Below are 15,325 nucleotides of genomic sequence, written 5' to 3' on the forward strand. Positions count from 1 at the left end.
TCCAGGCTTGCGTGGATCCGGGGCGGGGCGGAGGGCTAGACCCCCCGCTCCATCTCCACGGCGTCGATCCCGGCGCCGTGGCCATTGGACACGATCCGCGTCACCTGGAAGCCCAGCCCGGCATAGAAGCCCTGGGTGTGCTGGCTGGTACTGAGCGTGATGCGCTTGATCGACGGATCCGCTTCGGCCTGGCGCAGGCGTGCCAGCGCCAGTTCGCGGCCCAGTCCCTGCCGGTGCAGCGCGCGCTGCACCATGCCCCAGCAGAAGCCGGCACTGCCGTCGCCGCGTCGCGACAGGCCGCCACAGGCCACGATGCTGCCATCGCGCTTGATCACCTGGAATGCACAGTCCATGGCCTGCTCGCGCAGGAAGCGTTCAAAGTCGCTGCGCTCTTCGGGCGCGAAATAGGTGGGCACGTTGCTGTCGAACATCGACAGGCAGGCGCTGGCGTCGGCGGGGCGGTAGAGGCGGAGGTTCATGGGAAATGCCATGGAGTTGCCCGGCTGCATTTCAACCGTCCAGACGTTGGGAGGGGGCGAAGCGTTCCAGGGTACATGGAGCGATGCCGATCCTTTTCCAGGTGACTTTTCCCCACTCGAATGACCGTGCTCGGGACGCAGGCGCCTGTACCAGGCGGGTGCGTCGTTCGCGGGCAATGGCGAGGCGCATGCGGCCGCGATGGCGTGCAGCGGGGCGCGGCGGCTTCCGGGCTATGCTTTCGACACATGGGACTGACCGCGCGGCAGGATCCGCCGGCCGCATTCGTCTTCCTGCCTGCAACGGAGCTGCCCAGTGACGCCCGACCCTTCTCTTTCCCGGACTGTCCAGCTCATGCGTGGTCTGCTGTTTGGCGCGGTGGGCCTGTTGAGCCTTGCCGGGGCCGCCCTCGAGGTGACGCATCGTCTTGAGTTCCTGGAGGTCGCGCAGGCCGTTGATGGCCAGGTCGAGCGCCTGAACGCCGGCGGATCGCATCCGCAGGTCGCGTTCACCACCGCGACCGGCCAACGCATCTCGTACCCGCAGGGCGGCATGATTTTCGGCTATGAGCCTGGGCAGCCGGTACGCGTGCTGTACGACCCGGCGCGACTGCGGCTGGAGCCGGTCCTGGATACGTTCGGTGCGTTGTGGGGAATGACGGTCGTGTGGGTGCTGCTGGGGCTGGCGTTCGTCGGCGCCTGCGTGCGAGGACTGCTCCGGCGCAGATGACTCGCGGCCGATCGCGCGCCGTCGGCGGGCGGGCCGTTGGACCGGCCACGGCGGCAGCGCCTGTTCAGTCCGGTAGTGCCTGCGGCGATTGCCGCCAGCCAAAATAAAAAAGGCCGCCCACTGGGCGGCTTCTTCATTTATCTGGCGGAGAGAGGGGGATTGTCGGGTGCATCCCTGCACCCGATCCCGATGCGCGTTGCGCCCCGGGACCAGCCTGCGACTGTCCGGTTCTGCTCCTGCAGAACCGTCGAACCCCGGTGGGGCTTCTCACCACCCATCCCATCCGCCAGACAAACGCAAAAGGGCCACCCTGTGGGCGGCCCTTTTGCGTTTGTCTGGCGGAGAGAGGGGGATCGGATCGACTCGAACCTAACCCCTTGACCCTGCAACAGATCGCAAACCGGACATGTGTCCTATGTTGTGTCCTGAGATGCTAGCAGTTAGCAAGGTGACAGAGGAGGATCGACTACTAGTGCCCAGCTGAACGCTTGGAGCTATGATATTTGCACCTACTTGCGCCTTGCCAGCATCTTGTTACAATGTCAAGTGTAATCTCAAATGGGGATCCTCATGGGCCGCTATGATCCAGTTATACATCGGCTCGCCGAAGAGGCGGCCAAGGAATCTTTAACTCAATCTCTGCCTAAGGATGCGAGCAGGATGTATGCGATTGCTTTTGATTTGGACCAAAAAGCGCTTCAGGCTAACTACCATGTTGCCTCATACCAGAATGCGTATGCCGATATCGGTCGCGTTTTGGTAGCAAAGGGTTTCAACAGGCAGCAAGGCAGTGTGTATTTTGGTGGTCCTACTGTGACGGCTGTCAGCTGTGTTCTGGCTGCGCAAGCCCTTAGTGCGGCCTTCCCTTGGTTTAAGCCCTCTGTCACCGACATTCGGATGCTTCGCATCGAAGAGTTCAACGATCTCTTCCCTGCGCTTTAAGGGATGGCGTAACGTAAGATGACAAAAAAGCCCGGTTTTCCCGGGCTTTTTTGTGAGTGGCGTATAGGCTGATTGCGAGCTTGGGTGTTTATTTCTGGCCATACAGCGCGTTTGGCGTAAAGCTATCGATTATGGTCGGCTAGGTGGCTACTGAGTCAGCTGTGCATACATCACGAACAGGAACATCGGCAGCCCGCTTAGGACAGCGAAGGCCCCCAGTGCGCCCATCAGCGTCAGCACGGTCATGGCCCACCACTGCCACCAAGCGAACCCTTTATCCCTAGCCTGAGCCACTCGAGATTCGGCGGGGTAGAGGCGTCCTACCTTCCGTGTTCCTCGCCGGGCCATAAGCGGCCCAACAATGAACCCAAAAGGTCCGAGGAAGAGCAAGGTTCCCGAATACCACCAGAAGAACCGGTCCCTGGGGGGCATCAACTTGCGCCGGGCAGGGGGCGACTGGTCAAGAAGAGGGGGAGGGACGCTCATTTGGCGTAGGCCCTCCAAGTCCCATCCTCTTTGACGTAGCGCAGGTTCTTGCCGATAGGAACCGGAACTCGGCGGCCGCCAATGTCGATAGCCACCTTGCCGCTGGTGTCGCAGCGGTATCCGGCGGTGTCTTTCGCTTCAACGCACCCGTTGATTTGGAACTCGGGGACATCGGAGATCTGCCCGGCTCCGCTCTGCTCGAGCAGGGTGACCAGCGCTTTCTGGGCGTCCGCGTTGGAAGGCGGGCCGCCGCAGGCGGTCAATGCAAAAGCGGTCGCCAAGCCGGCGAAGGCAAGCTTCGGTGCTTTCATAATCATTCCTTGGGAGTGATGAGGGGCGGCGGTGGGCCGCCCCGGACGGGTAGAGAAGGAGAGGGCTTACCGGTCTCGATTGCCTTCCGGCTTGAACCCAGCGAGCCACATCCTCGAATCTTTGAAGGGCGTCAGCAGACCGCTGGCTCCCGGGTGCAGATCCGATGTTTGGATGAAGCCGCTTACCCAGGCCACGCGAAGGGCTACGTCGACAGCCCGGTCGGACACACCTGGACGGCTCACGTTGAGGACGAACGGCTGGCTCGGCGGATTGGGGCCGCTGGACCGACTAGCCCCGGTGTTCGGTTTGCCTGCCGGCACTCGAATCCCAGTCAGGCTGTCGCGCCCTTTCCAAAGTGCCGCCGTGTTGAGCTCGGCGATGTCGCCCAGGTCGTCGGTCTCCGTCAGGGCTGCATTGGCGCAGGTCTGGAAGACCTCTGTGGTCGACGCGGAGGGGCTTGTCCAGATGCGGGCCTCGACGGTCCAGCAGCGCAGGGACGTTCCCCACTCCTGGAATGTCAGGGCGACCCGGGGCCAGTCCAGTCGGCCTTGCTGGGCAAGCTGGTGGTTATCGGATTTGAAGAGCCCGGGCAGCTTCCCTGCACCGCTGACCGGGGCGTAGATCGGCTGGTTGCCAGAGGCTTGGGTGGTGGCCCCGGCGGGCTTCCCCCCCATCATTTCTTGGCCCGCATTCTTCAGGCTGGTCCCAAGCTGGCGGAAAAAGCCCGGCTTTCCTGACTCCGGGTTGGACTGGCTGGCTTCCTGGGCGGAAACGACATGTGCACTCAACAGCAGCGTGGCCACCAGGGCGGCGGCCATCCTTGTCTGGTTCTTCTTCATGAAAACCCCTGTGGTTGGTCGGGAGGGTGCTACATTTCATGAAGAGTCTGCCATGCATTGAGGGACCACGTCATGCTGTCCACCCAAGTTTTCAACATTCGTTCACGTGTCCAAGGCTTCCCCCCGTTCATTGTTCGCCGCCCGCCTCAAACAGGCCCGGGAACTGCGCGGCATCGCCAGCCAGCGAGCGCTGGGGGTTCTGATGGGGCTCGATAAGAAGCTGGCGAGCAGCCGGGTCAACCGGTATGAGACCGAGGTCAGTGGGATTGACCTGGACGGGCTCGCGCGTTTGGCCGAAGTGCTGGGCGTGCCAATGGCCTACTTGGTCGCGAGAGATGACCACATGGCCGACGTTATTCTGGCGTTGGAAGAGCTTTCGCCGGAAGAGCGCGCGGATGCGGCGCTTTGGTTGCTGAAAAAGCTCAAACGGTGACTGTCGTTGGTTTCCTTCTATAAGGAGAGCTCCAGATGGCAACGAAGAAGATCGGACGCGATGCGGGTTCAGGGAGATTCAAGCCCGTAAAGGAAGCGGAACGTGACAAGAAGGGCTCGGTGGTTGAGACGATCAAAACGCCGCCCCCGAAACCCAAGAAGAAGTGACTGCGCCTGCCACAGGGAAGTGGCACCCCAAATGTTTTTCTTAGGTGGTCGCTTTGGACGTTTGGAGGGGGCGTTAGCCGAGCCGTGGGGAAACACCAGCCCGGCAGGCAACTCATTGATTATGCTGAGTGTGTAGGCCCAATGTTGACTTGGGTCACAAACATCCCTCTAATCGCGGCAAGGCGTCGGGCAAGGAGATCCGACGGAAGGGGCCTCGGGAAATGAGTTCGACCGTCATCGCTGACTTTCTGTCCACGGCTCAATTGGCAGAGGAAGGCGGCGCTATCTCTGCGGATCGCTTCGATTACCAAAAGAACTGGGCTTTGGCTCGGTTGCTGACCCTGCACCAGGGATCAGGGAACTACGTGCTCCTTTGCGAGTTGCATGAGGACATCGCTGTCCTGGATTGTCCAGACCAGCCATCACGCGCCGCGTTCTATCAGATCAAGACCAGCGAAAAAAAGGCTTGGACGCTGAAGAGGCTGACGAATCGGAAGAAGGGTAAGAGTGGCGACGCTCTACCTTCCATCCTTGGGCGATTGTGCGCCAAGGCTGCTCAGCTAAAGCAGGAGCAAGTCACTTTCCAGTTCGTGACCAACGTGGGAAGCGGCTACGGCTTCCCTGTCACCGAAAAGGCCTCTGAGCCATCTGGTGAGCGACTCTTTGAGGTGTTGAAGCCTACAGAGTGGGAGGCTATGAGGACCTGCTTGGCGGACGAACTGGGCGAGGACTTTGAGGAGCCTCTCCGGGAGCAGCTAACGGTTTCCATTGCCCAGATTCATCTGGATACACACAACGAAACCGCTGTCGGCTTGGTGACCAACTTCTTAGATCAGCACGTCAAAGGCGCTCACATTCGGCCCAAGGCTTTCTACAGAACGCTGTTTGACGAGTTGCGTAGACGGACTGTAGCTAAAAGGCCGTCCGGGACCATTTCCGAGGTTTGCAGTGCAAAAGGGATCGACCGGGCGTCCTTTAACCTGATGCTTGACAGCGCACGATCTGTAGCACCAGCCGCTGGTGCTTGGGCAAATGTCCTCGCAGAGCTACACAAAGACAACGTGCCATTTCCCGTTCGGGTCAAGCTCCGGGAAGCCTATCCGGACTACTTCTCAAGGATGCAGAGCCCGTTGGATGGAGCGTTTCGCCGAGACAGGCAAATCCTCGTCGCAGCGGGTGAGAGCGTCATGGCCAATAGTGCAACGCTGTTTGACATGGCGAACGCTGCCGTGGCGATCGCTCGAAGCGACTCTGGATACGGCGCTGCTGCGCTTTCCCCGGAGCAGGAACTCATTGTCGTAATGATGACTTTCTATGAAAACCACTCCCAATAACTTCCGGATGCTGGTGCGCAGTCTAAGGACCAGGACTCATGAAAAACTTAGTCTTTCAAAGGCTTCATCTCGTATCCCATCGGGAACGAAAAGCAAGGTCGGTCGAGTTCCACCCCGACGTGACGGTGATCAAGGGCCTAAATGACGTAGGCAAGTCATCGTTAGCCAAGTCCATATATGGGACGCTGGGCGCAGAAGCGGCAGAGATCCATCCGGATTGGAAAGGTGCGAGCGTCATATCGGCGCTGGAGTTCACTGTAGACGGCGATTCCTACGTCATGTTGAAGGAGGGAAAAACCTTCACATTGATCGAATCAGAGCGCGTCAGAGGTTGCTACACCAGTGTCACTGAAGGGCTCGCGCCGGCTCTCTATGAGTTGCTGGGTGCCAAGCTTCGGCTGAAAAATCGGGCCGAGAAGGTGGTTGTTCCGCCGCCGGCCTACCTGTTTATCCCTTTCTATGTGGACCAAGACGCTGGATGGAGCAGTCCTTGGACTTCCTTTGCTCGTCTGGAGCAGTTCGCTCGCTGGCGAGAAGACGTTGTTAACTTTCATGTAGGCGTGACAGGCGCTGAGTATTTCGATGCCTTAGAGCTCCAGGCGACAGCAACGGCTGCCAAAGTTGAGCCGGCTAAGCAGTTGGATGGATTGCGCTCGCTTCAGAAACGAGCCAAGAACACGGTTGCTGAAGACATCGACGTAGAAATCGATCCGGAAGTCTTTTCCGAGGAGATTGAGCGCGTGGTGGGCATGCTCCAACAGCTGGTGGAGGTCCGTGAGGAAGAGCGAGCAAAGCTCTCAGGCTTGACCCAGCGCCGACTACAACTGGAGGCTCAGCGAGAGATTCTCGATCGCGTTCGCAGGGAGTTGCATGCGGACTACATGTTCGCTGTAAAGCATGAGGGTGAAGACTTAGAGTGCCCGACCTGTGGTCAGCTTCACGAGAACTCGTTTGGTGAACGGTTTGCGTTGGCGCAAGATGAAAGTCGGACAGACGATGTCTTAGTTGAGGTGATGAATGCTCAGGCGATTGTATCTGGTGAGATCGCCATCAGTCGTCAGCGCCTCAAAGACGCCACCGAGGACGAGCAAAGGTTCAATGAGCTTCTCACTCGCAGACGGGGGCAGGTCACGTTTGCACGTTTACTTGAGCGAGCAGGACAGAAGCGATTCTCCTCACAGCTGGACGATCAGGTTGCTGATCTTGTTCAGGAGATCGCCACTCTGGACTATCGGATTAAGCAGGCGGCGGAGCGGCTAAAAAATGCGCGCTCAACAGAGCGAAAGAAGGAGATCCTCGAGACGTATGCTCGGTTGTTGACTGGCTTTGCCGGGAAGCTCAGCGTCATGTTTCAAGAAGACTTTCTTAAGTCGCTGATGCTCAAGATTCAAGAGACCGGAAGTGACCGGCCCCGCGCCATCCTCGCTTACGTTTATGCAATCCTTCATCTCATCTGGGATGCGGAGGATGCTGTGAGATGTCCGATTGTGCTGGATTCGCCCAAACAGCAGGATCAGGATGACATCAATCACCTGAATCTTCTTCACTTCATCAGAGACGAACGGCCGATTGGATCTCAGCTCATCCTGTTGCTGGTCGACGATGCAGAGGTTGATTTCGGTTGTGAGCCATTGGTGTTGGACTCGAAGTATTCGCTGCTCTCCGCCGAAGAATATGAGCAGACATCTGAGGTGATTCGTGGTTTCCAAGCCATTCGAGAGATGTCGGCACATTGATCCTCATCGCCGCAACTCAATGTAGGGGCTCCTCCAGTCGGAAAGGCCTGGTCATCTGTCGTGGCTAACTCAGTCAGTATGGAGGGCGTATGTATAACTTGTTGATGGTGTATCGGGAGGGGACTTGGGATGAGGACGAGTTCATCCTTGAGCTGCCGCGTTACCTTGAGCACACTGTTCCGCCGCTAGCAGAGCGTTTTGCTACCTTGAATGCGGATACTATTGCCGCCCTTAAGGGGCTTCCTACTCTGTTTGCCTATGAAGATCGAGGACGTGACGTTGGACCTTCCTCGCAGGTCGGTCGGATCGAGGACATCCAAGTTCGTTACGGGGGTGTGCGGATCACTTGGTCCATTGACGCGAGAATAGGCCCTATCCCAGCTGAACGCCTAAAGGAGATGTTTGGCCAGCTGGATATCTCGGAGCGAAACTGGGAACACACCCGCACTCACTGGGCGGTGAAGGACGTTGATCTGCTAGATGTCCTGGTCCGAAACGGCATCTTGCAGGATGACCCATCTCTGCCCCCTAAGGTCTTCGTTTCCTATTCTTGGGATTCCCCTGAGCATCTGGAGTGGGTCCGTAGGCTCGTGATTGATTTGCGGGCGAACGGTGTCGACGCAATCTCGGACCGAACACACCTTCGGTTCGGACAGGACCTGCCCCATTTCATGGAACAGGCAGCTGCCTGTGATCGGGTGATCGTGGTCTGCACCGAAAACTACATGAACCGCGCAAACCAGCGCTTGGGTGGGGTTGGGTATGAGCATCTAGTGACCGCCGCACAGCTTGCCAGCGATCCCTTGTCTATGAGATTCATCCCAGTCATCAAAGATCAGCGAGATGCCGGGAACACCCCTGTAAATCTTAGGGGAAGGATGTTCGTAGATCTCAGTGATGGGCCGGGATACAACACCAACTTCCAGGCGTTGGTTCGAGACATTCATAACGCCGTCCCTCCCGTCCCTCCCCTTGGTCGACGACCGCAGTTCTAGGTGGTCGATTTTCTCAAGGATAGAACTTGCGAGGGTCGGACAAGGCCCCCTTGAACTGGCCCGCTTGGTAGACCGGCAGCACCACGTCAGGGCGATACCTCTCCAGGACTGCGATCTGCTTTGTTCGTGCCAACGCGGGCTTCTTGTGGAAATAGGCCTCGTGCAGCACAGGGACCCGCTTGCTGATGGAGTGGCCGGTGACCAGGGCAATGTCCTCATCGGCCACCCCCATGTGATGCAGCTCGGTGGCAAGGGTATGCCGGAAAGCGTGGAACCCGACGCCTTTAGGAAAGTCGAGATCCTTCATGTATCGGCTGAACTGGTTGAGGACGCCTTGGCTGTAACGGGCATTGGTGTCGCCATTGTCGCGTCGCACCCCGGCAGATAGGTGGGGGAAGAGGCGAGGATGGCCACAAGCGCGGATGTCCTCCACGAACGCCAGGAAACCAGCATCGAGCAGCGGTTGGGGAATGGGGAGCGTTCGGACGGCTGCTTTGCCTTTTAGGCTTTGGCGGCTTCGATTCCGGTCTTTATGGCCAAGGTCGCTGTCGATGGTCTTTTGGATGCGGATGCACCATACGCCGCTCTCCTGAACGATGTCGTGCAACTTGAGCTGAGCCACTTCATTGATACGTGCGCCGGTATATAAGCCAATCATGGGCACCCACCAACGATGCGGGGATTTCATTGCCCAAGGGATGAAGGTCTGAGGGGCGAAGATGCGCTGCAAATCCTGCTCATCAAACAGCCTCTCGGCTTTGTTGGGGTCAATAGCCAGGTCTTTCTTGACCTCCGCGAAGACGCGCATGGGCGAGGCGATGATGGCCTTTGCTTCTTCCAACCGCCCGAAGAACGTAACCAAGAACCTGCGGTGCTTTTCAGCTGTGGCGGGAGCAGGCGGATCGACGCACAACTTCTTGCCTCGCGCTACCGCCTGCTCGAACGTCCAATCTCGATACATGGGGTCCGACAGTAGTAGCGGCGGAGCCCATCGCAGAAGGTCCCACAACCTGTAGATGTGGGTATGGTCGATTCGAGAAACAGGAATGTCCCCGCAGGCCATCTGGAGCAGTTTCAATGTCCGCGCCGTGGACTCGATGGTGTTGCGTGTCAGGCCCATGCGCTCGCGGTCAGCCAGGTAGTCCCGGATCTCGATAGACAGCAATCGAGCAGGGGCGGCCACGGGGAGCGGCTCGGGGTAGCGCGTGCCATTCTTTCCAAGGTTCGCTCGACGGGTCCGCTCACAGGCGTCGTTGATGATCTCTTGAGCATGGATGGCTGCTTCTCGGCCGGTGACAATCATTTCGCCGATGCGGACGCGGCCAATGCGAACGTCTGTCAGCTTGAGCGTGCCAGTTGGGTCGGCCAAGTAGGAGTTGAGGTGTTTCGAGGTGGGGGAGGTCACTGCGTTGCTTCCATCTGAAGGATGGAAGTACAGATACTGCGGGCCTAAAAATCGTCAACGAATAATCGGGGTTTTGTTCACGGCCTTAGGCATCGCCTGAAAGGTGCCGTTTTGCACGTCGGCCTAGCCAATCGTACCGCGCGAAAATGCACCTGGAGTTTCATATTTATCAATGGCTTGCGTTCGGCGGGGCGGACCGTTTTCGGAGTCATTACCGTACTGTTTAACTGAAGTAAGCTAACAGTTCATTTTTTGAACATGAATGAAATATAAATGACGATTCTGTTTTGTTAGCTAGTTCATGTCGGATCATCCAGGTCAACGCCGGACGGCGGCTTGTGTTCCTATCCATGCCTCACAGATCTGTTATCATCTAGTGTTAAGGACGATCAGGGGGCGGCAGTGGCGGAGAAGCGGTTCAAGGACATTTTTCTCGATTGCGCAAAAGTGCAATCCGCTCTGGTGGATGCTGGCGCGACTGATTTGGCCGAGCGGGTCGTGAAGGAAGGGCGACTGACTCACCATAGCGGAGAGCTAAATGGGAAGCGTTTCTTGGTCCAGATCTTCGCCAATAACGGCGGAAAGTTCACCATCGGCAACTCGTCGGGGTTTGATGCGGCGACCTTTGAGGTTCTTGGGGATGCCATCAAGGATCGGTGCGGGTATGGTTCTCCTTCCCCTCTCAATGCGAGTCTCCCTCGTTTCGAGGATGAGAAGGTTGCCTTTGTTTTGGATTACCTGCTTGAGCAGGGCGTGGAAATCAACGGCGACGAGACGACAGCCAACTACAGGCTGATTCGTGTGGTTGGCACAAATGGCGAGCGACTGACTTTCAAGCACTACAAGAATGGCACGTTCCACATGCAAGGCGTGCATGGAAAGGTCGCCGGGTGGGCATTGGATGCAGTGCAAACCATGCTTCCTGTGGACAAGATCCTTGCTCACCAAAAGGACATTTACTCTGTCCCTTTGTCGGTCGAGCAGATCAAGCAGAACCTCGAGGTTAAGATTCCTATCGTTCACGATTACCTTCGTGACGCCGTCCGTATCCAGTTTTCATCCTCGCTGGCGCTCACGCAGGTGGGCATTGCCCTGGAAGATTATTCTGCGGTCGCCTACCCCGCGTTGCGAGGACTTGAGGGCTACTGCTTCCAGCTTCTGGGCGAAGAGGGCGGTATCGCGCTAAATGTTAGGGAAAAGCTAGGTGATTATTTTGATTTGGAAGCACCCACGCCGAGAGTCCTGTCTACCTATCAGGCGACCTGCTCACTAGAAGTTCAGCAAACTCTTGTCGAAGGTTACCAGCTGTGGCATAACCTTCGGCACCGTCTCTTCCACATGGACGGCAACGTGGACACCACGCGAATGCTAAAGACGCGTGAAGAGGCAGTCGCCATTGTGGATGAGGTGTTTTCGCTTGTAGAGAGTGGCCATCAACGAATCAGCCGTTCAAAAGGCAAGGTATGCGAAAGTTTGTCGTCATAAGTTCTTCATCGGAAGCCTTCTCGGTCGTCGTCATGGCGACAGGGCAGAGCTTGCCGCAGGAGAACTTGGAAGACGTGGCTGAAGAGCTGCGGCGACGCCAAGTATTTGGCAATGTCGTATTCGATCTTCTGGCGTCGAACGGCTCTCGCCACTGCCGTTTTTACGAAGCCGACTTTGATGGCTACGCCTTCGATAGCCGCGCTCGATTCAAGGCAGTGCAGCCGGATCCGTGTGTCCGCGAAGCAACGGCGCAATACCTTAAAGGTCACATGGATGAGTTCGACCTCTCCATGCTGACCCCTGCGATGCAGTTCGCCGCCAAGCGCGGCGTGGCCCTATAAAAAGGCTTTTGAACGTCTAGGGAGCCCGGCAGCGCCAGCCTAGTCAGTTGGCGTTGAGTTGGAGTCGCAGTCCTTAAGCTCGTTAGTCGGAGATCCCTGGGAGGTTTGTAACGAACATCTTCTTCTTCGGGGAAATCTTCGGCGTTTGTGACATCCCGGCTAAGGCAGATCCTATCTTGCGCCTTGTATTCTTGTTTTCGCGGCGAGTAAGTATTTCTCGACACGCCTTGCCGGTTTCCCTTGCGCTATCTGTGGTGATGTTGTAATCCCCATTTTTTCCTTGTTGGATTCCGCTGGTTGGATCTGGTTCCCCAAGTTCATTTGCGGCATCTTGAATGGAACGTATGGATGGGAGTGATCGAAGATCCGGTTCCATTTTGCGATCAGGATCCTTTGAGTCGAACGGGTCGCCTGCTTCAGCGGCGCGCGTAATCACTTCAATGGCTGCCGCTTTTTTGTCATCTTCTGCTTCTTTGTCATCAGTCGGTTTGTCGCTCATCCTTAGCTTTCCTATTTCTTAGATTGGTGGACAGTATGGAGGATGAAAGGCAAGAGCGCACTTAGGCATCCTGACGGATGCGTGCGCCAAGGGCTGCGCCCCTGGAACCCCAAGCCTCTGCGAGGCTTGCCAAAGGCAAAAGTTGAGCCATAAAGACTTCTATTTCTTAGGAGTTTCCATGGCTATCTTCCACGCGGCGGTCAAGACGTTCAGCCGAGCCAAAGGCCAATCCGCCGTCGCCGCAGCCGCCTATCGAGGTGGCTTGCTGCTGTCCGATGTCATCACCGGGCAGCAGCACGACTACCGCCGTCGGAGCGGCGTTGTCGAGACCTTCTGCCTCGCACCCCCAGATGCGCCCGACTGGGCACTGGTGCCCGGCGAGCTCTGGGCCGTCGCGGAGGCCGCTGAGCGTCGTAAGGACGCTACGGTGGCTCGCGAGTTCGAGCTGTCGTTGCCCCATGAGCTTTCGGAAGAACAGCGCGCACACCTGGCGTTTTCCATCGCCGAGGCCTTGGTGGATCGCTACCAGTTCGCCATCCAAGCTAGCATTCACTCCCCTGGGACCCCGGACGGGCTTAATCATCACGTGCACCTGCTTGCCAGCACCAGACGCATTGGGCCGGATGGGTTTGGCGAGAAAACGCGCGAGCTCGATGGGGGCGTGTCGGGAAAAGTACAAGTCCAGTGGGTCCGGGAGATGGTTGCTGAAACGACCAACGCACACCTTGAAGCGGCTGGCCTGACGGTCACAATCGATCATCGGAGTCTGGCAGAGCAGGCTCGGGCGGCGTCGGACCGGGGTGACGAACTCCGAGCCGTAGCCCTATCTAGAGAGCCCACGAGACACCTTGGAAAGGCAGCAACTGCGCTGTCCAGAAAGGGCATGGACAGCCGGCTGGTAGCGGAGAACGACGTCATAGAGGTCGGCAACGTCGAACATCTGGACCATCTCACCCTCCAAGCTGGGCGCGAGGGCAGGGCAGTTCCCATGCCTGCGTCGGTCGGTCATGGCCAAGGTGGCCGGCCGTCCTCCATGCAGGGCTTGGCTCCTGGACTCGAGATTCGAGGCGTGTCCGGGATGCGGCTGTCTCAGGTCGTGGCCCTCCAGCACGAAGCGACCGAAGGGCAGCGCCCGGTCAGTCTCGTCGAGCGTGTGAGTGATGCCTTGCGCGACCTGCGGGACATCGCGCGCGCTAGGGCAGACCTGTCGACCCAGCGCATCCGTGCTGGTCTCGAATGGGCTCAAGCCGAACTGGCAAAGGCTGGGGAGACGGTCCTCTTGCGGCAGTGGATCACCAAAGCGGTTCTTCAGGTCCGGGCACTGCGAGCGGCGATCCTGGGGCGCGCCTTGCGATTGGTGTCGCTGGGCAGGGCTGAACGCCTACGTCACCTAGCTCAGCACGAATGGGAGCGCTTCAACACCGACTATCCCATGGGAACCAACGGCTATTCGCGGCCCGAATGGACGCAGCGCCGGGAGCGCCGCCTGTCTGCGCTGGAGCAGCGGACCAAGGAGCTCGAGAAGGCGCGGTTGCGCGGGTCGGCTGAGGCGCTGGCAGAGGTAGATGCGGACATCCTCCGCAAGGCGGTCGAGCTGGAGGCCCTCCCTTCGCCGTCCCAGTTCGCTCTTGAACGGCAGGCCATTTCGTCGGCTGCAGGGAACTCCTCCGCGCCAGTTTTGAAGCCACGGCCGCCCACCCTCCATTGAACGAAAGAGCCCCGCGAATGCGGGACTGGTTGTCATGACTGCGTCCGGAGACGTTTTCCGGCTAATGCACTAGCTCGGTAAGGGCTGATGGTGCCGCGTGCGAGTCACCCCTGCGGGTTGTATTCCGATGAGTCCCAGATCAGCAGATCAAGTTCGGCCAGATTTTTCGCGATGTAGCCAGGGTTTGCGCGGAGGGCCGTCCGAAGCTTCTTCGCGAGATCGATGTATTTCGAGCCTTCGCTGGATCCACGCGGAGCGCTGAGTTGATGCTTGACCAAGAAGGCACGAACCGGATTGTTGAGGACGGGGTAAGAGTTAGGGAATCGAAGGCAGAGCATTTCCGACAGGAAAGCTCGGCGTGCTGGATTGGCGCGATCATGAAGGCGGTCTATCTCTCGCCTGACGACATCATCACGGTCTCGCTTGGAGGCATCTTCAATGGCGATGAAAGCTTGGGCTATCTCCTTAAAATCTGCCGCCATCCCCAGTCTCTCCCATCCTCTTCCTTGCAATCGATTGCCAAGCTCAAAGCTCCAGTGGCTTGGCAGCAGTTCATAAAACTCGTTGTTCTTTATCTCGCCTTTCGCAGTTCGCCTGAAAAGGGCCATGAGTCCTTTTTTGTGCTTCTCAAAGGCCTTCATCTGTTTCTGGCGTTCCTGGACACGCTCCTCAGCGTTCGCGGGCCAAGGAAGCTTGAAGGCTACGGTGGGGGCCTCGTCGGCGAAGGATGCCTTGTTCTCATCGTTGCCGATTTTGGGCGGACGGACTGCTTCCGTGTAGAGCTCCAGCCAGTCCTCTGAAACAGGGATGGATGATTCCTCGATCCAGTCTATCCAAGCTCTGACATCATTGAACTCACTGGCGGAAATCGATACGAGGATGTTCGCTTCCACATTGCTGTTGAAGGCTGCTTTGCTTAGGTTTGAAGAACCGATGATCATGAACGCGTCACCGCTCAGGTCCTTCCAAATGACTGACTTGGGATGAAAGCCGCGGATTCCATCGGCAACCAGGAACTCGGCCTTTCTCGATGGAGCTAGCCACCTCAGGACCTTCCGACAGGCATCTTTTCGCGTAATGCCGAAGTCCTTTCCAACGATGAATCGGAATCGCTTGCATTGGGGCGATATCTTTAAAGCGTCGTCCCACTCAGTCAGGTATGCGGAGACCACATACAACTCCACCGCTTCTCGGAATGCCTTGGTGTAGCGATGGCCAAGCTGACTTTTCTGCTGGCTCTGATGTAAAAACAGTTCCATGTTTCCCCTTTGGTGATCGCTTGGAGCGTTCCGTATTGGTCCTTCGTATGAGCGTTCCGCCTGAGTTTTACGGGAGGGATGGACCGCTCACGCGCTTCGGCGAATGCTGTTGTGTCTTAACTGGCTGGAGACCGCGAGCCTTCCGCCAGTCTTCCTGCGAGGGGAAGGTGGGTGGTAA

17 protein-coding genes are annotated in these 15,325 nt (G+C 57.9%); 10 read left to right on the forward strand and 7 right to left on the reverse strand.

Annotated elements, in window-relative coordinates; genetic code table 11:
• Positions 1-35 precede the first annotated feature (35 nt).
• The gene (locus AC5P8J_RS07415; RefSeq protein WP_495216740.1) at positions 36-479 is read right to left on the reverse strand and encodes a GNAT family N-acetyltransferase; all 444 of its coding nucleotides are present in this window, start codon (positions 477-479) and stop codon (positions 36-38) included.
• A gap of 352 nt (positions 480-831) precedes the next feature.
• Between AC5P8J_RS07415 and AC5P8J_RS07420 the strand changes: the two genes are divergently transcribed.
• Both AC5P8J_RS07420 and AC5P8J_RS07425 read left to right on the forward strand, forming a co-directional pair.
• Positions 832-1,206 (forward strand): DUF3592 domain-containing protein, encoded by a 375-nt coding sequence (locus AC5P8J_RS07420; RefSeq protein WP_346714635.1) that lies wholly within the window; start codon positions 832-834, stop codon positions 1,204-1,206.
• A gap of 570 nt (positions 1,207-1,776) precedes the next feature.
• On the forward strand, positions 1,777-2,148 hold the full coding sequence (locus AC5P8J_RS07425) for a virulence factor (RefSeq protein WP_495216741.1): 372 nt from the start codon (positions 1,777-1,779) through the stop codon (positions 2,146-2,148).
• Positions 2,149-2,295: 147 nt separating this feature from the next.
• On the opposite strand, the gene AC5P8J_RS07430 is transcribed toward AC5P8J_RS07425, so the two are convergent.
• The 3 genes from AC5P8J_RS07430 to AC5P8J_RS07440 form a co-directional block, all read right to left on the reverse strand.
• Entirely contained in the window at positions 2,296-2,634 is a 339-nt protein-coding gene (locus tag AC5P8J_RS07430) for a hypothetical protein (protein ID WP_495216742.1), read from the reverse strand.
• Positions 2,631-2,945: a hypothetical protein gene (locus AC5P8J_RS07435; protein WP_053505548.1), complete on the reverse strand. Its 315-nt coding sequence runs from the start codon at positions 2,943-2,945 to the stop codon at positions 2,631-2,633. Before AC5P8J_RS07435 ends, AC5P8J_RS07430 begins: the two co-directional genes overlap by 4 nt.
• 66 nt (positions 2,946-3,011) lie before the next feature.
• Positions 3,012-3,785 (reverse strand): hypothetical protein, encoded by a 774-nt coding sequence (locus AC5P8J_RS07440; protein ID WP_495216743.1) that lies wholly within the window; start codon positions 3,783-3,785, stop codon positions 3,012-3,014.
• 130 nt (positions 3,786-3,915) lie between these two features.
• Between AC5P8J_RS07440 and AC5P8J_RS07445 the strand changes: the two genes are divergently transcribed.
• The 5 genes from AC5P8J_RS07445 to AC5P8J_RS07465 all read left to right on the forward strand — a co-directional run bounded on the left by AC5P8J_RS07445 (position 3,916) and on the right by AC5P8J_RS07465 (position 8,450).
• The gene (locus AC5P8J_RS07445) at positions 3,916-4,218 is read left to right on the forward strand and encodes a helix-turn-helix domain-containing protein (RefSeq protein WP_495216761.1); all 303 of its coding nucleotides are present in this window, start codon (positions 3,916-3,918) and stop codon (positions 4,216-4,218) included.
• A 35-nt stretch (positions 4,219-4,253) separates the two neighbouring features.
• Positions 4,254-4,385 (forward strand): hypothetical protein, encoded by a 132-nt coding sequence (locus AC5P8J_RS07450; protein ID WP_258179534.1) that lies wholly within the window; start codon positions 4,254-4,256, stop codon positions 4,383-4,385.
• Positions 4,386-4,606: 221 nt separating this feature from the next.
• Positions 4,607-5,719: a dsDNA nuclease domain-containing protein gene (locus AC5P8J_RS07455; RefSeq protein WP_495216744.1), complete on the forward strand. Its 1,113-nt coding sequence runs from the start codon at positions 4,607-4,609 to the stop codon at positions 5,717-5,719.
• Between the two features lie 38 nt (positions 5,720-5,757).
• Positions 5,758-7,455, forward strand: a complete 1,698-nt coding sequence (locus tag AC5P8J_RS07460) for a coiled-coil domain-containing protein (RefSeq protein ID WP_495216746.1) — start codon at positions 5,758-5,760, stop codon at positions 7,453-7,455.
• An 89-nt stretch (positions 7,456-7,544) separates the two neighbouring features.
• Entirely contained in the window at positions 7,545-8,450 is a 906-nt protein-coding gene (locus AC5P8J_RS07465; protein ID WP_495216748.1) for a toll/interleukin-1 receptor domain-containing protein, read from the forward strand.
• A 13-nt stretch (positions 8,451-8,463) separates the two neighbouring features.
• On the opposite strand, the gene AC5P8J_RS07470 is transcribed toward AC5P8J_RS07465, so the two are convergent.
• On the reverse strand, positions 8,464-9,855 hold the full coding sequence (locus tag AC5P8J_RS07470) for a site-specific integrase (RefSeq protein WP_495216750.1): 1,392 nt from the start codon (positions 9,853-9,855) through the stop codon (positions 8,464-8,466).
• A 402-nt stretch (positions 9,856-10,257) separates the two neighbouring features.
• Between AC5P8J_RS07470 and AC5P8J_RS07475 the strand changes: the two genes are divergently transcribed.
• Entirely contained in the window at positions 10,258-11,340 is a 1,083-nt protein-coding gene (locus tag AC5P8J_RS07475; protein WP_495216751.1) for a type II toxin-antitoxin system RnlA family toxin, read from the forward strand.
• Positions 11,319-11,681 (forward strand): type II toxin-antitoxin system RnlB family antitoxin, encoded by a 363-nt coding sequence (locus AC5P8J_RS07480; protein ID WP_152236269.1) that lies wholly within the window; start codon positions 11,319-11,321, stop codon positions 11,679-11,681. The genes AC5P8J_RS07475 and AC5P8J_RS07480 overlap by 22 nt, the downstream gene beginning before the upstream one ends.
• A gap of 82 nt (positions 11,682-11,763) precedes the next feature.
• On the opposite strand, the gene AC5P8J_RS07485 is transcribed toward AC5P8J_RS07480, so the two are convergent.
• Complete coding sequence (locus AC5P8J_RS07485) at positions 11,764-12,180, reverse strand: hypothetical protein (protein WP_152236268.1); 417 nt, start codon at positions 12,178-12,180, stop codon at positions 11,764-11,766.
• A gap of 178 nt (positions 12,181-12,358) precedes the next feature.
• Between AC5P8J_RS07485 and AC5P8J_RS07490 the strand changes: the two genes are divergently transcribed.
• Complete coding sequence (locus AC5P8J_RS07490) at positions 12,359-13,888, forward strand: MobA/MobL family protein (RefSeq protein WP_495216752.1); 1,530 nt, start codon at positions 12,359-12,361, stop codon at positions 13,886-13,888.
• A gap of 104 nt (positions 13,889-13,992) precedes the next feature.
• Here the strand turns inward: AC5P8J_RS07490 and AC5P8J_RS07495 are convergent, their stop codons facing one another.
• Positions 13,993-15,147, reverse strand: a complete 1,155-nt coding sequence (locus AC5P8J_RS07495; protein WP_072168241.1) for a phospholipase D family protein — start codon at positions 15,145-15,147, stop codon at positions 13,993-13,995.
• Positions 15,148-15,325: the final 178 nt, after the last annotated feature.

The organism is Stenotrophomonas sp. YJH_SMC_37, from assembly GCF_059370035.1.